19 protein-coding genes and 1 riboswitch are annotated in these 18,621 nt (G+C 33.7%); of the genes, 16 read left to right on the forward strand and 3 right to left on the reverse strand.

Features of this window, described 5'->3' with window-relative positions; all coding sequences use genetic code 11:
* Positions 1–61: 61 nt before the first annotated feature.
* The 5 genes from smpB (at position 62) to EG358_RS03715 (ending at position 4,948) form a co-directional block, all read left to right on the forward strand.
* Positions 62–520, forward strand: a complete 459-nt coding sequence (gene smpB / locus EG358_RS03695; RefSeq protein ID WP_076558031.1) for an SsrA-binding protein SmpB — start codon at positions 62–64, stop codon at positions 518–520.
* Positions 521–597: 77 nt separating this feature from the next.
* Complete coding sequence (locus EG358_RS03700) at positions 598–2,073, forward strand: OmpA family protein (RefSeq protein WP_076557511.1); 1,476 nt, start codon at positions 598–600, stop codon at positions 2,071–2,073.
* A gap of 93 nt (positions 2,074–2,166) precedes the next feature.
* A complete protein-coding gene (locus EG358_RS03705; protein ID WP_076557513.1) occupies positions 2,167–2,907 on the forward strand; it encodes a YebC/PmpR family DNA-binding transcriptional regulator in 741 nt (246 codons plus the stop codon).
* A 243-nt stretch (positions 2,908–3,150) separates the two neighbouring features.
* On the forward strand, positions 3,151–3,975 hold the full coding sequence (locus EG358_RS03710; protein ID WP_076557515.1) for a UDP-2,3-diacylglucosamine diphosphatase: 825 nt from the start codon (positions 3,151–3,153) through the stop codon (positions 3,973–3,975).
* Position 3,976: 1 nt separating this feature from the next.
* Complete coding sequence (locus tag EG358_RS03715; protein ID WP_076557517.1) at positions 3,977–4,948, forward strand: glycosyltransferase family protein; 972 nt, start codon at positions 3,977–3,979, stop codon at positions 4,946–4,948.
* Here EG358_RS03715 and EG358_RS03720 read toward each other — a convergent pair.
* Positions 4,937–5,227 carry a GNAT family N-acetyltransferase gene (locus EG358_RS03720; protein ID WP_076557519.1) on the reverse strand — a complete coding sequence of 97 codons (291 nt, stop codon included), beginning with the start codon at positions 5,225–5,227 and terminating at the stop codon, positions 4,937–4,939. The genes EG358_RS03715 and EG358_RS03720 overlap by 12 nt on opposite strands.
* A gap of 183 nt (positions 5,228–5,410) precedes the next feature.
* Here EG358_RS03720 and EG358_RS03725 point away from each other — a divergent pair, with 183 nt between their 5' ends.
* Positions 5,411–5,887, forward strand: a complete 477-nt coding sequence (locus tag EG358_RS03725; protein ID WP_076557521.1) for a hypothetical protein — start codon at positions 5,411–5,413, stop codon at positions 5,885–5,887.
* Positions 5,888–6,029: 142 nt separating this feature from the next.
* Here the strand turns inward: EG358_RS03725 and EG358_RS03730 are convergent, their stop codons facing one another.
* On the reverse strand, positions 6,030–6,779 hold the full coding sequence (locus tag EG358_RS03730) for an RDD family protein (RefSeq protein WP_076557523.1): 750 nt from the start codon (positions 6,777–6,779) through the stop codon (positions 6,030–6,032).
* Between the two features lie 27 nt (positions 6,780–6,806).
* Here EG358_RS03730 and EG358_RS03735 point away from each other — a divergent pair, with 27 nt between their 5' ends.
* The 9 genes from EG358_RS03735 (at position 6,807) to EG358_RS03775 (ending at position 14,605) form a co-directional block, all read left to right on the forward strand.
* A complete protein-coding gene (locus EG358_RS03735) occupies positions 6,807–7,790 on the forward strand; it encodes a stage II sporulation protein M (RefSeq protein ID WP_076557525.1) in 984 nt (327 codons plus the stop codon).
* Positions 7,774–8,736, forward strand: a complete 963-nt coding sequence (locus tag EG358_RS03740; RefSeq protein WP_076557527.1) for a DUF4013 domain-containing protein — start codon at positions 7,774–7,776, stop codon at positions 8,734–8,736. The genes EG358_RS03735 and EG358_RS03740 overlap by 17 nt, the downstream gene beginning before the upstream one ends.
* Positions 8,729–9,526 (forward strand): DUF4129 domain-containing protein, encoded by a 798-nt coding sequence (locus tag EG358_RS03745; protein WP_076557529.1) that lies wholly within the window; start codon positions 8,729–8,731, stop codon positions 9,524–9,526. The genes EG358_RS03740 and EG358_RS03745 overlap by 8 nt, the downstream gene beginning before the upstream one ends.
* A 15-nt stretch (positions 9,527–9,541) precedes the next feature.
* Entirely contained in the window at positions 9,542–10,699 is a 1,158-nt protein-coding gene (locus EG358_RS03750; protein WP_076557531.1) for a DUF4350 domain-containing protein, read from the forward strand.
* 49 nt (positions 10,700–10,748) lie between these two features.
* Entirely contained in the window at positions 10,749–11,789 is a 1,041-nt protein-coding gene (locus EG358_RS03755) for an AAA family ATPase (protein WP_083676967.1), read from the forward strand.
* A 57-nt stretch (positions 11,790–11,846) separates the two neighbouring features.
* Positions 11,847–12,197 (forward strand): four helix bundle protein, encoded by a 351-nt coding sequence (locus EG358_RS03760; RefSeq protein WP_076557533.1) that lies wholly within the window; start codon positions 11,847–11,849, stop codon positions 12,195–12,197.
* 53 nt (positions 12,198–12,250) lie between these two features.
* Entirely contained in the window at positions 12,251–13,573 is a 1,323-nt protein-coding gene (locus EG358_RS03765; RefSeq protein ID WP_076557535.1) for a DUF58 domain-containing protein, read from the forward strand.
* Between the two features lie 10 nt (positions 13,574–13,583).
* The gene (locus EG358_RS03770; RefSeq protein ID WP_076557537.1) at positions 13,584–14,084 is read left to right on the forward strand and encodes a DUF2314 domain-containing protein; all 501 of its coding nucleotides are present in this window, start codon (positions 13,584–13,586) and stop codon (positions 14,082–14,084) included.
* 95 nt (positions 14,085–14,179) lie between these two features.
* Positions 14,180–14,605: an OsmC family protein gene (locus tag EG358_RS03775; protein ID WP_076557540.1), complete on the forward strand. Its 426-nt coding sequence runs from the start codon at positions 14,180–14,182 to the stop codon at positions 14,603–14,605.
* Between the two features lie 90 nt (positions 14,606–14,695).
* Here the strand turns inward: EG358_RS03775 and EG358_RS03780 are convergent, their stop codons facing one another.
* Entirely contained in the window at positions 14,696–17,308 is a 2,613-nt protein-coding gene (locus EG358_RS03780) for an MGH1-like glycoside hydrolase domain-containing protein (protein WP_076557542.1), read from the reverse strand.
* A 186-nt stretch (positions 17,309–17,494) separates the two neighbouring features.
* A riboswitch (SAM riboswitch) is annotated at positions 17,495–17,604 on the forward strand.
* Between the two features lie 62 nt (positions 17,605–17,666).
* Here EG358_RS03780 and EG358_RS19995 point away from each other — a divergent pair.
* On the forward strand, positions 17,667–18,605 hold the full coding sequence (locus EG358_RS19995) for an alpha/beta fold hydrolase (RefSeq protein WP_076557544.1): 939 nt from the start codon (positions 17,667–17,669) through the stop codon (positions 18,603–18,605).
* The last annotated feature ends 16 nt before the right edge of the window (positions 18,606–18,621 follow it).

The raw sequence follows: 18,621 nt of genomic DNA on the forward strand, positions 1-18,621 counted from the left end.
GTAATACTCAAGTTTTTATATGAAAGCAAATTTTGTATATTTCATAACAAAATTTAAGAATATGAAGATTGAAAAAACAGTCAGGATACTCAATAAAAGAGCAAGATTTGAATATGAGATTCTAGAAGAAATAGAGGCAGGAATGGTATTGACAGGTACCGAAATTAAATCTTTACGTTCGTCTAAAGCCTCTATTACAGAGTCTTTTTGTCAGTTCATTGATGGTGAATTGTATATCATCAATATGATGATCGACGAATATAAATTGGGTACTTTTTATAATCATAAGACAAAAAGGGAACGAAAGTTGCTCTTGCACAAAAGAGAATTGTTAAAATTTGAAAAAAAACTTAAGGATGCAGGGAATACAATAATCCCGTTAAAACTTTATATAAATGATGGAGGAAAGGCTAAAATTCTAATCGCACTGGGAAGAGGTAAAAAACTCTTTGATAAACGAGAGGCGATAAAAGATAGAGAAAATAAAAGAAACCTGGACAGAATATTAAAGAAAAGTTAAAAATCATCCTGAAAACTTTGTTTATAAAGAAAAATTATATTTATTTTGCAATATCAATTATTTAATCATTTAATTCTATGAAAAATCTAAAATTAGGAATTTCAGCATTGGCGCTTACGGTTGCCTCTACTGTTTTCGCTCAGACTACCAACAATCCGTGGATGATCGGGGTTGGTGCTCATGCGGAAAACCATACAGCACAGCGTGATAATTTCAGTAACACGTTTTCTGCTACTAATTTGACGAAGAATATGTTCAATATGAACAATTTTTCTATTACACCACCACTTTCTAAATTAACAGTTGCTAGAAACATTGGCAAAGGTTTAGTTATTGACTGGCAAACTTCTGTTGGAAATGTTGAGAACAAAAGACTTAACATGGGTAAAGAGTTTATGTTAATGACTGGTCTTGGTTTTCAAGCTAAAGCTGCTGGTTTAATTTGGGACGAAGAGTCTTGGTTTGATCCTTACTTGAGAGTAGGTGCAAACTATTTAAGACATGATTACACAGCTCTTTCTTTCCCAAGACAAACTTTCATCAACGGAAATCCTGCAGAAATGACTTCTAACGGAGATAATGGGATGGAAATGGGTAAAGCAAACCACTTTACTGTGTCTACAGGTGCAGGTGTTAACTTCTGGTTAACAAAGAACTTCGGTTTAGGTGTACAAGGTGATTATGTTTCTACTCCAGGTGATAAAGCGAACTATGCTAATTTCTGGCAAGCTTCTGCTTCTTTGAACTTTAGATTCGGGAACAGAGACAGAGATAAGGATGGTATCTTAGATAAAGACGATTTATGTCCAGATACACCAGGTTTACCAGAATTCCAAGGATGTCCTGATACAGACGGTGATGGAGTTCCAGATAAAGACGATCAGTGTCCAGATGTTGCTGGTCCGGTTGAAAACAATGGTTGCCCTTGGCCAGATACAGATGGTGATGGTATTATCGACAAAGATGATGCTTGTCCTACTGTTGCAGGTCCTGCAGAAAACAACGGTTGTCCTTGGCCAGATACAGACGGTGATGGTATCTTAGATAAAGATGATGCATGTCCTACAGTTCCTGGTGTTCCAGAATTCAACGGATGTCCTCCTCCACCAGCTAAGCCAGTTGCTGAAAAAGTAACAGAAGAGTTTAGAGATCTATTATTTGACTTTAACAAAGCTACTATCAGAGCTCAATCTAATGGTAAATTAGATCAAGCGGCTAGAATTATTAAAGAAGCACCAGCTGAAAACTTTGTGATCGTTGGTATGACTGATAAAAAAGGTAGCGATACTTATAACTTGAACTTATCTAGACAAAGAGCTGCTGCTGTAGTTGCTGCTTTAGAAGCTAGAGGTGTTAACCCATCAGTATTGAAATCAATCGGTATCGGTGAGCAAGAAGCTACTGTTGATGAAACTGCTTCTGATGCTGAAAGACAAGCTGATAGAAGAGTTGTTGTAAGAGGAATCTCTGGTGCAGAGTGGGATACTTACAAAAAATCTGACTTACCAGCTACTCCTAAGAAGAAAGCTCCGGCTAAGAAAAGAAGAAAATAATTTAATTTTCTAAATAATAAATACCTCCAGGTTTCTGGGGGTATTTTTTTTGTTGTTGATTTTAAGTAATTTTGTCAAAATTTAAATTATAAAATGGGAAGAGCATTTGAATATAGAAAAGCCTCAAAAATGGCTCGTTGGGACAAAATGGCCAAGACTTTTTCTAAAATAGGTAAAGACATTGCATTAGCGGTAAAAGCCGGAGGTACAGATCCTGAAGCTAACCCTGCATTGAGAAGATGTATCCAGAATGCAAAGGGCGCCAATATGCCGAAAGATAATGTTGAAAGAGCCATCAAAAAAGCAGGTGGAGCCGATGCAGAAAATTATGAAGAGATCACTTATGAAGGTTACGGACAAGGTGGCGTTGCATTTTTTGTAGAATGTACTACAAATAATCCTACCAGGACTGTTGCTAACGTAAGAGCCATTTTCAATAAGTTTGACGGTAACCTTGGAAAAAATGGTGAATTAGCTTTTATTTTCGACAGAAAAGGGATTTTCACTATCGATCTAGCTAAAGTTACAATGGATTGGGATGATTTTGAAATGGAAATGATTGACGGTGGAGCGGAAGATGTAGAAAAAGATGAAGAAGAAGTAATGATTACAACTGCTTTTGAAGATTTCGGTTCATTATCTCACAAATTAGATGAGCTAAAAATAGAAGCTAAAAGTGCAGAATTGCAAAGAATTCCGAATAATATAAAAGAAGTTACTCTAGATCAGTTTAAAGCAAATATGAAAATGCTTGATCGTTTTGAAGAAGATGATGACGTACAAAACGTTTATCATAACATGGAAATTACTGACGAACTTTTAGAGTCTTTATAAAGATAAAATTGCTGTTTGTAGCAAAGTTTTATTTCTTGCCACGAAAACACGAATCCAAGATTTGTGTTTTCGTGGCATTTTTTAATGTAGTTTACAATAAAAATAATATAGCATTCATATACAATTCATTTTCAATTAGTTTCTTTGCATAAGAATCAATTGTGCAATCGCCATCTTTGGTAAATTAAAATACTGACACGTATGGCGATCACTTTTGATCATTAGTAAGATAAATTCTGCAATTTGAAAAGAAACGTTGAACTTGTTATCATTTCGGATGTACATTTGGGAACTTACGGATGTAAGGCCAAAGAACTTCTACGGTATCTAAATTCTATTCAACCGAAAACGCTAGTTTTAAATGGTGATATCATTGATATTTGGCAGTTTAAAAAGTCTTACTTCCCTAAGCCTCATTTGAAAGTGATCAAAAAGATCATTTCATTTGCTACGAAAAACACAGATGTCTATTATATTACGGGTAATCATGATGAAATGTTCAGAAAGTTTACAGATTTTGAATTGGGTAAGCTCAAAGTCTGCAACAAACTTTGTCTTGAAGTCAATGATAAAAAAACATGGATCTTTCATGGAGATGTTTTTGATGCATCGGTACAACATTCAAAATGGATTGCCAAACTTGGCGGCAAAGGCTATGACCTTTTAATCGTCATCAACAATGTTGTCAATTGGTTTTTAGAAAAAATGGGTAGAGAAAAATACTCGTTTTCGAAAAAAATTAAAAACAATGTAAAAAAAGCGGTAAAATATATTGGTGATTTTGAATTGACTGCTTCTGAATTGGCCATTGACAATGGTTACGATTATGTAGTTTGCGGGCACATTCATCAGCCGCAAATGCGTGAAGTTGTCACTAAAAAAGGATCTTGTACTTATTTTAATTCCGGCGACTGGATTGAAAATCTATCTGCTCTCGAATTTAATCAGAACGAATGGAAAATCTTTCATTACGAAGATCATAAACATTTGCTGAAAGACGATGAATCGGAAGAGATTCAGGACATCAATAATTCGGATCTTTTGAAAATTGTAACTCAATTTACGTAGAATGGAGATTTTATACGCATTTCAGGGAACAGGAAACGGTCATGTTGCACGCGCACAGGAAATCATTCCTATTCTTAAAAAGTATGCTTCTGTTGATACTTTGATCAGTGGTCATCAATCTCAATTAAAAGCCGATTTCCCCATTAACTTCCAACATAAAGGTGTTTCTTTGCTTTATAACAAAAGAGGAGGAATTTCCTATAAAAAAATCCTTTTTGAAAATAACTTTCTCGAAGCTTTTAAAACCATTAAACAAATCGATTTAAGTAAATACGACTTAATTATCAATGATTACGAGCCATTAACAGGTTGGGCTTGTAAAACTAAAAATTTAAATATGATTGAGCTGAGTCATCAGGCTTCAATGAGTTTTAAAGAAACCCCAAAACCAGTGAACAAAGACTTTTTCGGAGAGTTGATTTTAAAATATTACGTTCCGAGTGAAAAGAAGATAGGTTTTCATTTTGAAAATTATCATTCACAAATTAAAAAACCAGTCATCAGAAGAAAAATAAGAAACCTGAATCCTGATAAAAAAGGATTTTACGTAGTTTACCTGCCTAGTTTTTCTGACGAAAATATCATCAAAGTTTTAAGTGAGATTCCTGTAGAATGGAAGGTTTTTTCTAAAAACAGCAAACTTCAGAGAAAAGAAAAAAATGTTGAGATTTTTCCAATTGATGAAATTCAATATTTAAAATATTTCGAAAACTGTGACGGAATTTTATGCAATGCAGGATTTGAAACTCCCGCCGAAGCACTTTTTATGGATAAAAAACTGTTTGTAATTCCCATTCATAATCAATACGAACAGGAATGCAATGCCTGCGCTTTAGACAAAATGGGAATTCCGAATTCTAAAATTTTAGATGTAGAAGAAATTAAAAACTGGGTAGCTTCGGATCTTCATTTTCAGGTCAATTATCCTGATGATATTGAAGATATTCTGCTCAATGAAGTTTTAGTTCTGTAAAAAAATATCTTGCACATCATTCATTCTTCTCATTACAGCTCTTGCGTACGAACAATGCGGATAGACTTTCCACTTGTTTTCTCTTGAAAATTTAATAGCTTCTTCAACAAGAAATTTTCCCATCCCACGACCTTCAAATTCGGGGTGAACCAATACGAAAGAAATAATCAATTTATTGTCTTCAGGGAAAATAGTGTACGTTAATCTTCCTACTTCTTTAATTTCGTTGCTAAGTGTAATCACTCCGCCATTTCCGGATTTATTGTTTTCTAATTTCATAGTTTAAATTTAATTAAAATAAAACTGCAAAAATTACACCGCAGAAATTTGAATGCAAACTGTGACTGGTCAATTCGTTTTGCTTGTCACTTTTATATTCCTCAAAAAGCTGAAATTTTCTTTTAAAACATAATCTTTTAAAAGAAAATATTAAATATTCCGTTTAATTCTTAAATTTGGCTAATGCGAAAATATCTTTATCTTATCATTTTATCACTTTCTCTTGTGAGTTGCTACACTTATCAGGTTAAAAAAACTGTAGATACGGCAACCGACAATAAGCAGGAATCTAAAAACAATGTTGCTCTTGCAAATACGACTTCAGTACAAGCGGAAAGTATAAAGGCTAAGTCTCAAAGTCAAAACCTGAATCTACAGCAAACACCTGCGCCAGTTAATATTCAGGAGAAACTTGCACCCAATAAAAATGTTAAAATTGATGTTGATGGTAGAACTTATAAAGTAATCGTTGACCGTTGGGAAAATGACAGCCTGGTTGCACATCCGGTTCGTGACCGTGAAAAAGTTCTGAAATTCCATAAGAATCAGATTAATGCTGAAAAAATTGCTGAAAAACGCTTTTCTCAACCTATTGCAGATATCATCACTGTTGTAGCTTATGCTGGTATTGGTTTCGGAATTTGGTCTCTTTTGCAGTAGTTTTTAATTTACAAATATTCTTTCTTACTATTAAGCAGTTAAGAAATCTGCTACAAATGAATTTTAGAAATCAATAAATTGATTTTTGATTAAGCATATTTAAAAATTCACTATTCACTTGCGAAGCAAAATTCACCATTGATTAATTGTCTTTCCCAGTATAATAATTGTAATCTTTAATAATAATTGCGATAAACTGTCTTTCGGTCATTTTTGTGGGATCGACTTCTAGCTTGAGAATACTTTTTATTTTGTCTGAAAGCTTCGTAATCACCTGTCTGTCGTCAATCCTAAGGGCTTTTAGGTAATTGTCTTTTATAATTCTCATATCGTTATCGCTCAATCCGATCACTTGTGAAAAAGTGGGGATATAATCGTGGTTGATATTTTCAAGAATAGTATGAGAAATATTGATGTTGTTTTTAAGCGAAATTACTGCTGTTCCGGAAGCAATATCTCCTAAACGCTGGTTGTTTGTAGAAACGATCATAGATATTAGACCTACAATTCCTGCAAAGGTTGTGTCGATCAGCCTAAAGACCCAACGAATAAGATAATCTCCGAAACTTGCCTGATAACCATCGATTTTTACCACTCGTATTTTCATTACTTTTTTTCCGGGAGTCTGCCCTTCCATTAAGCTTTCCAAAACAAGCGGATAAAGAGCAACAGGTAGTGTAAGAACGATATAGATTGCGTTTTGTGACCAGGAATCTAAACCATCTAGAATATATCCTAAATTGAAAACACTAAAAAATAAATAGAACGTCGCCACAAGATAAGCCACCTTAATGAGAAGATCGATAATGTAAGCTACCATTCGTTCTCCGATACTTGCCGTGATAAAATTAATATTTACATTTTGGGAGGTATTAATCGCAATTTGAGACATAATTTTTATTATTTTAGCCTTACAATTATGAGAGAGGTTTATTTCATTAAACAAAATAAAGAAAAATGGTTGGGAATTGAGCAGGTTGTTCAAGGGAAAATTAAAAAAAATCCTGATGACCTGTCTTCGTTGTACATCAACCTCGTCAACGATCTTTCTTTTGCACAGACTTATTACCCCAAAAGTAATACAACAGTTTATCTAAACCATCTTTCTTCTCAAATTTTTCAGAAAATTTATAAAACTAAAAGAGTCGAAGAAAATAGACTTATTTATTTCTTTAAAACAGAAGTTCCTTTGATTGTTTATGAAAACAGGAGATATCTAATCTACTCATTTTTGTTCTTCATTTTTTTTATGCTGATTGGCGTTCTTTCGGCAGTTTATGATAAAGATTTTGCAAATCTTATCCTTACCGAAGGATATGTAAATATGACTATCGAAAACATCAAAAACGGAAACGCAGTGGGTGTTTATCAGGATGGCTCAACTTGGGGAAGTACAATAGGAATTACTTTCAATAATATTATCGTTGGTGCAAAACTTTACATCTACGGAATTTTTGGAGGACTCGGAACTCTATACCTTCTGATGCGAAACTCTGTCATGGTAGGAACTTTCCAGTATTTTTTCTACGAACACGGAGCTTTAGGTGACAGTGCAAAAGGAATCTGGCTTCACGGAGCATTTGAGATTTTCAGTATGGTTGTGGAAGGAATGTGCGGTTTGATTCTCGGAACATCTATTCTTTTTCCAAAAACACTTTCAAGATTTAATTCTTTTAAAAACGGATTCAAAAATTCATTCAAAATATTTTTAAGTACAGTTCCCTTCACGATATGTGCCGGGATTATTGAAGGTTATGTTACAAGACATGCTCTAAATATGCCTTTATTTCTCAATCTTTTGATAATTTTTGGCTGTCTGGGTATTATTGGTTTTTATTATTTTATCTATCCACATATTGTTAACCGCCGAATAAAAAACACTATCAATGATGCAGTTTTATAAAAAAAGAGATTTCGGAGCATTTATCACCGACAGTTTTACCTTTTTCAAATTATACGGAAAAAACTATTTCAAAAATTATATTCTGCTGAATGGGCTCTTGCTTATTCTGATGGTTGCGATATTTATTTTCGGATATCGAGAACTTATTATGCAGATATTCGGCTCAAATATGAGTGGAGAAAGCTATTATTTTGAATCATATTTTGAGGATAATATCGGAATGTTTGTCGTGATAGGACTGATAACTTTCCTGCTCTTTTTACTCATGATGATTGTCAATTACCTATTTCCTGTGTTTTATCTTAAAAGACTTGCGGAAGGTGAAACAAAGATAAGGACTGATGATATTCTTGGTGATTTTAAGAGAAATGCAGGCAAAATAGGAAAGCTTTGTTTGGGAATGATCTTCATTGTAACGCCATTATCGCTCATTTTGATGGGTATTTCTTATGTGATGATAGTAATTGTTGTCGGGATTTTTCTTATAGTATTAGTTTATCCTGCATTATTTAATGTGATTACATTTTTAATGTATGATTATTTTAATAGTAAAAGAGGCTTCTTCGAAAGTTTAAGCTATTCTATACGATCACAGTTTTCTTACACGAATGGAAGAGAAAAATCTCCTTTCTGGAAATATTGGGGTTCTACCGTTGTTATCTCAATTATTCTTTATGTAATTACGACCATTTTTACGGTAATACCAATGATTTTTTTCATGCTTAAAATTACAACGACTGCGCCTGATGCTAATTTCGAACAAAATCCTTTCGCCGGAAGTCTCGGAGTAATGATGTTTGTAATGTATGGAATTTCGCTCTTGGTATCATTCTTCTTATCGAATATGCTGTATGTAAATTCGGGATTGATGTATTACGACAGCCGAAGAGATTTTCATCAGAAAATAGAGTTGGAAGAAATTGAAACGATTGGTATCAATGGATAAATTTCTGTTTTTTTTACTGATTTTTCTCAATCTTGCGACTTTCAAGTCTCAGGAATATGAAGATGACGATTATTCTGAAATGTATATTGAAGATTCTGTGGTGACTTCACATTACAGAAATATGTACGTTGCAGATTCTGTTTTAAAAGCCAATCCTCAAACCGAGAACACGGTTTTTCCGAGGAAATTTAAAGAAAATCTACCTTCAAGATACAAGGGAAATGACTTTGATTACACCACCTCAAAACCCAGAGAATCTTTTTTTGAAAAGCTTCAGCGTAAGATAGCTCAACTTCTTCGAAGTATTTTTGGTGACACCAGTTTAGAGACCTCTTCGCATATTACCAGTGTTGTTATCCGACTTTTTGCAATTCTCGTGGTTGGTTTTCTACTTTATTTCATCATTAAGTTTTTAATCAATACAAAAGGAAGCTTATTTTTTGGTAAAAAGAATAAAAAATTAGAAATCAACGAAGAAGAACTTCATGAAAACATTCATGAGATCAACTTTCCACAAAGTATTGCAAAATTTGAGAATAATGGAGATTACCGTTCTGCAGTTCGATATCAGTTTTTGTTTATTCTTAAAAAATTAAGTGATAAAAAACTCATTATTTGGAATCCCGAAAAAACAAATAAAGATTATGTCTCAGAACTAAAAGCCGCGCATCTTAAAAATGAATTTTACAACCTTTCCTATATTTTCGATTATGTCTGGTATGGCGAATTTAGTATTGATGAGCAAAGCTATGGCAAATTTAAAAATCAGTTTCACGGATTTAAACCTTAATTAAACTTCTTTAAAATGAATAAAACTTTCAAAATATATGCTGTTATTTTCATCATTATCATGGTGATTTTGGCATTGTTTGAAGTGAATAAAAAGGAAGTTACAGACTGGCGAAAAAACTTTGATGTCAATCAGAAATCTCCTTTTGGGCTCTTTGTTTTTAATAAAGAAGCAAAAGATTTATTTAAAAATAATCTGACAAAAATTGACGTTGCACCTTACGATTATTACACCGATAAAAACAAAAAGCCACACAATATTCTCATCTTAGAAAGCGAAATCGATCCTGAATCTTGGAATAAAATTTTAGATGAGGTTTCCAAAGGTTCGGATGCGATGATTATTGCCAACCGACTTCCGAAAAATATTTCAGATACGATTGGGTTTTATGGTTCTAAAATCTCTTATGAAAATGAGAATGTTCTGAAACTGACCGATAAAAAATATCAGAATGATTTTATTAAATTAGATAAATTTCCTTCGGGAAGAGGTTTTTCTTACATTAAACCGAATGTTCAGATTTTAGGAAAAACAGTTGAAGAAAACAATGAAGATCAGGCAAATTTCATCAAAGCACCATTTGGAAAAGGGAAAATTTATGTGCATTGCGAACCACTTTTTTTAACGAATTATTATCTTTTACAATCAGGAAATGTAAAATATGCACAAAGTGTTTTTTCATATTTAAGCGACAGAGAAACGTTGTGGTTTGTAGAAAGTAACACCAAAGAATCGAGTTCTTTATTGCGATTTATTCTTTCTAATCCAGCTTTGAAATATGCTTGGTGGGTGTTTTTAGGAGGATTAGTCTTATTTATATTCTTTAATGTAAAACGTAAACAGCGTATAGTTCCAATCATTGAACCGCTAAAAAATACGTCGGCAGATTTTGTAAAAAGTATAGGAAATCTTTATTTACAGGAAGGAGACTTTCATGATATGATGGCGAAAAAAGCCCAATATTTTTTAAATAAAGTAAGGCTCGATCTTCTAATCGATACCCAAAATCTAGATGAAGAATTTGCCAAAAGACTTCAACTGAAAACAGGAAAATCTGCAGAAATGGTCAACGAAGCTATTGTTTTAATTAAAAAAGCGCAGGATCCTTATGCAAGTGTCATGAAAGAAGATTTAGCAAGAATAAATAGTCTTTTGGATGAGATTTTAAAATAATTTGAAGAGGAGGATTCCAAATCTTCAAAAACAATAAAAACAAAACAATATGGAAAATTATGATGATCAGAATTTAGAAAATCAAAATTCTATCAATTTAAATAAAGAACAAAAAGATCAGAGCCAATTTGAGTCGAGAATTGATATGATCGAGCTTCGTGGAAACTTAAATAAAGTAAAAACGGAGATTGCAAAAGTAATTGTCGGCCAGGAAGATATGGTCGAACATCTTTTGGCTGCTTTGCTTTCAAATGGTCATGTTTTGATTGAAGGCGTTCCGGGAGTTGCAAAAACAATTACAGCAAAATTACTGGCAAAAACCATTGATGTTGATTTCAGCAGAATACAGTTTACGCCGGATTTGATGCCTTCAGATATTTTAGGAACATCAATTTTCAGCATGAAAAATTCTGAATTTGAATTTAAAAAAGGACCCATTTTCTCAAGCTTCATTCTGATTGATGAAATCAACCGTTCTCCGGCAAAAACGCAGGCGGCGTTGTTTGAAGTAATGGAGGAGAAGCAGATTACAATTGACGGAACCCGATACGAAATGGATGAACCTTTTCTTGTCGTTGCTACCCAAAACCCAATCGAGCACGAAGGAACTTACCGACTTCCGGAAGCTCAGCTTGACCGATTTTTATTCAAAATCAATGTAGGTTATCCTAATCTGGACCAAGAAGTTGCAATTATCAAAAATCAGCATGACAGCAGACTTGAAGACAAGACTGAAGCAGTAAATAAAGTGATTACAGCACAACAGTTAAATAATTATCAGAAATTAGTAAAAGAAATAATTGTTGAGTCTCAACTGATCGAATACATCGCTAAAATTATCATCAATACCAGAGAAAATCAATTTTTATATTTGGGAGCTTCACCAAGAGCGAGTCTGGCTTTATTAACGGCTTCAAAAGCTTTCGCAGCTTTAAGAGGCAGAGACTTCGTAACGCCTGAAGATATCAAAGAAGCGAGTTACGCAGTGTTAAGACACAGAGTAATTGTTTCTCCTGAAAGAGAAATGGAAGGCTTGACTGCTGATGAAATTATCAGACAGACTTTAGAAGGAATAGAGATTCCAAGGTAGGTTGCTGGTAGGAGATTTTAGGTTATAGGTAATGATTCGAGTTTTAAATTTTTAGGTATGGCTAATTTTAAAGAACTTTTGGTTTGGCAAAAATCGATAAATTTTGTAACTGAAATTTATGAATTGACAAATGATTTTCCTAAAAATGAAATGTATGGATTGATATCACAAATCAGAAGAGCTTCAATTTCAATTCCGTCTAATATTGCTGAAGGAAACTCAAGAAGAAGTGTTGCTGATTATTTACAATTTCTAAAAATAGCAAGAGGAAGTTGCGCAGAAGTTGAAACTCAATTAATTATTGCCCAAAATCTTAAATTTTTAAATGAAGAACATTATTTAAAATTAAATCAGGACATCATTGAAATTTCAAAAATGCTAAACGGACTTATCAATTCATTAAAATAACTTAAAACATTTAACGGTATTTAACTGCAACCTAAAACCTAAAATCTGCAACCTTGAAAAACCTATACATCAATACCCGCTTTTTTTTCGCACTGATCGGTGTAGGAATACTTTATGTTTTGGCATTTTTCTTTCCGTTTTTTATGATTTTGGGGCATGGCATTTTATTACTGGTTTTCCTTACAGCATTTGTTGATTATTTGCTTGTTTTCAGACAAAAAGATGCTGTTTTAGCACAAAGAATTTTACCTGAAAAATTATCAAATGGTGATGAAAATGCTGTGAAAGTTGATATTAAAAATAATTATAGTTTTAAAATCAATGTAAAGGTGATTGATGAAATTCCTTTTCAGTTTCAGAAGCGGGATTTTTTAATTAAAAAAGAAATTCAGTCCGGTAAAAATACGCTGTTTCAATATTTTCTGGAACCAAAAGAACGAGGAGAATATAATTTTGGAGCTTTAAATGTTTATGCTTCGTCGCCCATCGGTTTCGTTTCAAAAAGATTTATATTTCAGAAAGATACTTCTTTGGCTTCTTATCCGTCATTTATTCATTTAAGAAAATTCGAGTTGATGGCGCTTCAGAATGAGTTTTTGTTAGGAGGCATCAAAAAGATCAGAAAACTGGGACATACGATGGAATTTGAGCAGATCAAAGAATATGTTCCCGGAGATGATGTAAGAACGATCAACTGGAAAGCGACTTCTAAAACCAATCGTTTGATGGTCAACCAGTTTCAGGATGAAAAATCGCAACGTATTTTTATGTTGATTGACAAAGGAAGAACGATGAAAATGCCTTTTAACGGCTTAAGTCTTCTTGATTATTCGATCAATGCGACAATGGCGCTTTCTCATATTATTCTGAAAAAAGGTGACCGCGCAGGAATGATGACCTTTTCAAAGAAAACCGAAAATAAAATAGCTGCCGAAAATAAATCAGGTCAATTAAGAAAAATTTCTGAAGCGTTATATAATATTAGAACCGATTTTTTTGAAAGTGATTTCAATAGACTGTATCAGGATGTAAAATACTCAATTAATCAAAGAAGTTTGGTTTTGCTATTTACCAATTTCGAAACATTGGATGGTCTAAACAGACAGATGAAATATTTGAGAGGTATCGCCAAAAACCATTTATTGGTGGTTGTATTCTTTAAAAATACAGAGATACAGAAACTCATGAATACTCATCCCGAAAGTATGCAGGGGATTTATGATGAAATCATCGCTGAGAAATTTGAATTTGAAAAAAAACTCATCATTCAGGAATTAAGAAAATACGGAATTTATTCAGTTTACACGCTCCCGGAAAATCTTAATGTCGATGTCATTAATAAATATCTTGAGATAAAAGCAAGAGGAATTTTATAAAAATAAGCAAATGAAAAAATTATTGATTACAGTTTTGTTTTTGTTGATAGCTATTAGCTGCGAAAATAAAAGAGAGAAAGTGCAGAGAGACGGAGAACCCGATGTGGTACTTGTTGAAACTGAAGATGACGAAATGAATACTGCTATTGAAAGTGCAAAGAAAACTTTTAAATCAGATTTTCATCAGGCGCTTTTGAGCAAAAACCCAAACTTCTCAAATTTCACAATTAAACAAAAGTTTGATACGCCAAGTGGCGGCGGTGAACACATCTGGATTGGCGATATCATTTTTGATTACGGAAAATATCATGGCATTATACAAAATGAACCGATGGAACCCATTGGTGTAAAGCTTGGTGATGAGGTCGTTGTAAATGTTGAAAATCTTTCGGACTGGATGTATTACGACAACAACAAAGTGAAAGGTGCGTATACTGTAAAAGTTTTACGTAAAACAATGAGCGACGAAGAAAGGAAACAAATGGATTCTCAAGGATTGATTTACGAATAATTAGTAAAGCAAGATTTTATAATTTTGCAATAAGCAATAAGCAATAAGCAATAAGCAATAAGCAATAAGCAATAAGCAATAAGCAATAAGCAATAATGAAAATTACACTAAACAGACTCAACGACGATTTTTTATTTGAATGCACCAATGCACAGGGAAATTCAATTTTGTTAGACAATACATCTCAGCCAGGTGCAAAAGGTGTTTCACCAATGGAAAGTGTTTTGATGGCAGTTGCGGGTTGCAGCGGAATTGATGTTGTTTCTATTTTGAAAAAACAGAGACAGGAAATTACAGATTTCAAAGCTGAAGTAGAAGGCGAAAGAGTTGCTGTAGATGATGCAAAACCATTCAAATCAATTAATGTAAAGTTTTTATTGGAAGGAAATATCGATCCTAAAAAAGCTTTAAAAGCATCAGAATTATCTTTTGAAAAATATTGTTCAGTTTCAAAAACACTTGAACCTAATGTAGAAATCGGGTACGAAGTTTTTGTAAACGGAGAGAAAGTTGAGAAATAAAGTGGGAGAGTTTTAGTGTTTGAGAGTTATTGAAAATTTTACTTATTCAATAACTCTCAAACATTATTTCACTCAAACACTCTAACCTCATTACGCCAATCTTGGCTTCATTAATTTAGCCACAGTTGCAGTCCATCCTGTTTGGTGAGAAGCTCCGACTCCGCGACCATTATCTCCGTGGAAATATTCATAAAATGTGATGTAGTCTTTGAAGTTCGGGTCATAATTAAATTTATAATTACCACCGTTAAAAGCGCGTTGCCCGCTTTCATCTTTTAGAAAAATAGAGCAGAGTCTTCCGCTGATATTTTGAGCAACTTCATCTAAGTTTTTCTTTTCGCCACTTCCGGTAGGGAATTCCACTTTTAAGCTGTTCCCATAATAAAAATGAAAACGTTGTAAACTTTCGACAATCAGGAAGTTAATCGGAAACCAAATCGGACCTCGCCAATTACTGTTTCCTCCAAACATTCTGCTGTCACTTTCTGCAGGCGTATAATAAACGACATTTTTGTTGCCGTGAACTGTAAACACAAACGGGTTTTCTTCATAAACCTTCGACATAGCCCGGATTCCATAAGAACTTAGAAATTCTTTTTCATCCAGCATTCTGGTCAAAACTTTTGTAAGTCGGTTTTTACGGAGAATACTCATGAGATGTTTTCTGCCGCTTCCTTCTTCGTCCCAGTGAGAAACTAAAGAAGTTAATTCAGGTTTGTTTTTTAAAACCCAATCCATTCTTTCACGGAAATTAGGCATCTTACTCAGTAAATGGTGGTCGATAATTTCAACTGCAAACAAGGGAATAAGCCCAACGATACTTCTCAATCTTAAAGAAACACTTTCTCCGTTTGCCAACTGTAAAACGTCGTAAAAGAAACCATCTTCTTCGTTCCAAAGACCTTCTTTGCCTTCACCCATGTTTTCCATCGCTTCGGCAATATAAAGATAATGTTCAAAAAACTTGATGGCCATATCTTCGTAAACCTGATAATATTGAGCCAATTCCATAGCAATTCGCATCATGTTTAGCGCATACATCGCCATCCAACTGGTTCCGTCGGCTTGCTCAAGATGTTCGCCATCTTTCAGTTCCATATTTCGGTCAAAAGCACCGATGTTATCCAGTCCTAAAAATCCGCCACCGAAAATATTTTTACCGTTTTTATCTTTTCTGTTGACCCACCAAGTAAAATTGAGAAGAAGCTTTTGAAAAACTTTTTCAAGGAATAAAAGATCAGGTTTGCCGTTTGTTTTTTCATCAATTTTAAAAACCCTGAAACACGACCATGCATGCACAGGCGGATTAACATCGCTCAAATTCCATTCATAAGCAGGCATTTGTCCGTTAGGATGCATATACCATTCTTTGGTAAGCAAAAGCAATTGGTTTTTCGCAAAACCGGCATCAATAATAGCAAACGGGACACAATGAAATGCCAAATCCCAAGTCGCATACCAAGGATATTCCCATTTATCGGGCATTGAGATGATATCTTTATTGTGAAGATGTTCCCATTCCGTGTTTCTTACATAATGATTAAAATCTCTCGGAGCTTCATAATTTGGGTCACCTTTCAGCCATTTTCCGACATTGTAATGATAGAATTGTTTGTTCCAAAGAAGTCCTGCAAAAGCCTGTCTTTGTACATTTTTTTCATCGTCATTAAATATATCCTGCTGAATTTCATCATAAAATTCATTCGCTTCATTAATTCTTGCATTAAAAATATCATCAAACTGATAAAAAGCATCATCCATATCGTAAGGCGATAATCTGAATTCAAAAACTTCAGATTGTCCGGCTTCAATGATCTGATCAATAATAAAAGCGGCTTTTGTACCCTTTTTCTCAGGATTTATAGTGTTTTTCTGATGAATAATATAATCGTTGATTCCGTCTTTATAGTAAGTTTTTTCTACAAACGGAGTTCCATGAAGTTTTGGATTATTTGTTTCATTATCACAAAAAACCTGTTCTGCATTTTTATTTTTTGAATAAAACTTTTTGATGGGAATACTGTCGTGAACAATGTCGATGCAACCTTCTTTTCCCCCTACTGTCTGACCTTTGTATTCATTGTAACCCCATTTCCAGTTATTTCTAAACCAAGCTGTAGGTAATACAACAATGGGCGCATCTTTGTCGCTTCTGTTGCAGACCGTGACACGTACCAGAATATCATGCGCATCAGATTTACAGTATTCTATGAAAATATCAAAATATTCATCTTTATCAAAAACTCCTGTATCAAAAAGCTCATATTCAGGTTCCTTTTTGGTGCGTCTGGCGTTTTCGGCTACAATATCATCATAAGGAAATTCGTTGATCGGATATTTGTACACCATTTTCATATAGCTGTGAGTAGGTGTATTATCCAGGTAATAGAAAATTTCTTTAATATCTTCTCCGTGATTTCCCTGCGGATTGCTCAATCCGAAGAGGCGTTCTTTTACTCTTTTATCTTTTTTATTCCAAAATGAAAGAGCAAAACAGAAAATTTGTTTAGGATCTGAAATCCCTGCGATACCTTCTTCACCCCAACGATAAGTGTGGCTTTCTGCAATATCATGGTTGGCAAAATGCCATGCATTTCCATTCGGGCTGTAGTCTTCACGCACATTTCCCCATTGCCTGTTGCTTACATAGGGTCCCCAGTTTTTCCAGTCTTTATCTTGTAATCTTTGCTTTTCGATAGTCATTTTCAGCCATTTTCATGGCTAAGTTAATTTTTTTGATAAATAATTCCAATTTTTTTAATCTGAATAATTATTAACAATCTTCCACAAACCTCGCTGATATTACGTTTTATGATATTTGTTAATTTTTTTTAATTTTTAAAATAAAAAGTTTTATATTTGCACCATTCGTTCATTTACATATTGAAAATGTTATCAAGAAAGGTTGAGGGATAGACCCTGTGAAACCTTAGCAACCCTTTGCGCAAGCAGAGAAGGTGCTACGTTCTACCAAATAATTTATTTTGGACAGATAACTTACTGAAGTTCTTTTCAGCCATTTCTCGTGGCATTTTCAAATTTATTTATAATAATATAAAATTTGAAAACAGAACTGCAACATATTAATTTTTTGTACAAAACCGATTCTCAGAGAGAATATCATATCCTGTTAAGCTATCAGCTTTTTGGGAAAGAGCTATTTTCAGCACCCATCATTTTGGTCAATCATGCTTTAACCGGAAACTCGAATGTTGCCGGAGAAAAGGGTTGGTGGAAACAACTGATTGGTGAAAATCAGGTGATTGATACAATTAAATATACAGTGCTCTGTTTCAATATTCCCGGAAATGGATATGACGATTTTTTTATTAATGAATATTCAGATTTTACCCCTTCAGATATTGCAAATATATTTTTGAAAGGTCTTGAATCTTTACATATTACAAATTTATATGTCCTTATTGGAGGGTCTTTAGGAGGCGCAATTGGCTGGGAAATGCTTTCAAAAAAGCCAGATTTGGCCGAAATTTTTATTCCAATTGCCTGTGATTCTAAAACTCATGATTGGTTGCATGCACAATGTCTTGTTCAGAAATTTTTATTAAACGGAAATGATGAACCGATACAAAAAGCCAGAATTCATGCGATGTTATGCTACAGAACACCTCAGTCTTTAAACGACAGATTTCAAAACAAATACACTCAGGAAAAACAAGCGTTAGAATCTCAAAACTGGCTTAATTATCATGGGAAATCTCTTGCCGAAAGATTTAGTTTAAAATCATATCAATTGATGAATCATTTATTGATGAATATTAATGCTGATGAAAATATGATGCAGAAAATTCAGGCACGAATGCACATGATCTCTGTAGATACAGATTTATTTTTTCCTGCCTCTGAAATTAGGAATGGCTTTGAGAAGCTAAAGGAAAATAAACAAGATGTTTTCTATCACGAGATCAAATCAATTCATGGGCACGACGCCTTCTTAATGGAATACAGTCAATTAAATAATATCATAAATAATATTTTGTAAGATAAAAGGAGTTTAA

This window comes from Chryseobacterium indoltheticum (assembly GCF_003815915.1).
GTDB classification, from domain to species: domain Bacteria; phylum Bacteroidota; class Bacteroidia; order Flavobacteriales; family Weeksellaceae; genus Chryseobacterium; species Chryseobacterium indoltheticum.

What these genes read in the sequence shown, in the direction of transcription:
- smpB (WP_076558031.1), top strand. Translation starts at nt 62, where the DNA reads ATGAAGATTGAAAAAACAGTCAGGATACTCAATAAAAGAGCAAGATTT.
- EG358_RS03700 (WP_076557511.1), top strand. Translation starts at nt 598, where the DNA reads ATGAAAAATCTAAAATTAGGAATTTCAGCATTGGCGCTTACGGTTGCC.
- EG358_RS03705 (WP_076557513.1), top strand. Translation starts at nt 2,167, where the DNA reads ATGGGAAGAGCATTTGAATATAGAAAAGCCTCAAAAATGGCTCGTTGG.
- EG358_RS03715 (WP_076557517.1), top strand. Translation starts at nt 3,977, where the DNA reads ATGGAGATTTTATACGCATTTCAGGGAACAGGAAACGGTCATGTTGCA.
- EG358_RS03720 (WP_076557519.1), bottom strand. Translation starts at nt 5,227, where the DNA reads ATGAAATTAGAAAACAATAAATCCGGAAATGGCGGAGTGATTACACTT.
- EG358_RS03725 (WP_076557521.1), top strand. Translation starts at nt 5,411, where the DNA reads ATGCGAAAATATCTTTATCTTATCATTTTATCACTTTCTCTTGTGAGT.
- EG358_RS03730 (WP_076557523.1), bottom strand. Translation starts at nt 6,779, where the DNA reads ATGTCTCAAATTGCGATTAATACCTCCCAAAATGTAAATATTAATTTT.
- EG358_RS03735 (WP_076557525.1), top strand. Translation starts at nt 6,807, where the DNA reads ATGAGAGAGGTTTATTTCATTAAACAAAATAAAGAAAAATGGTTGGGA.
- EG358_RS03740 (WP_076557527.1), top strand. Translation starts at nt 7,774, where the DNA reads ATGATGCAGTTTTATAAAAAAAGAGATTTCGGAGCATTTATCACCGAC.
- EG358_RS03745 (WP_076557529.1), top strand. Translation starts at nt 8,729, where the DNA reads ATGGATAAATTTCTGTTTTTTTTACTGATTTTTCTCAATCTTGCGACT.
- EG358_RS03750 (WP_076557531.1), top strand. Translation starts at nt 9,542, where the DNA reads ATGAATAAAACTTTCAAAATATATGCTGTTATTTTCATCATTATCATG.
- EG358_RS03755 (WP_083676967.1), top strand. Translation starts at nt 10,749, where the DNA reads ATGGAAAATTATGATGATCAGAATTTAGAAAATCAAAATTCTATCAAT.
- EG358_RS03760 (WP_076557533.1), top strand. Translation starts at nt 11,847, where the DNA reads ATGGCTAATTTTAAAGAACTTTTGGTTTGGCAAAAATCGATAAATTTT.
- EG358_RS03770 (WP_076557537.1), top strand. Translation starts at nt 13,584, where the DNA reads ATGAAAAAATTATTGATTACAGTTTTGTTTTTGTTGATAGCTATTAGC.
- EG358_RS03775 (WP_076557540.1), top strand. Translation starts at nt 14,180, where the DNA reads ATGAAAATTACACTAAACAGACTCAACGACGATTTTTTATTTGAATGC.
- EG358_RS03780 (WP_076557542.1), bottom strand. Translation starts at nt 17,308, where the DNA reads ATGACTATCGAAAAGCAAAGATTACAAGATAAAGACTGGAAAAACTGG.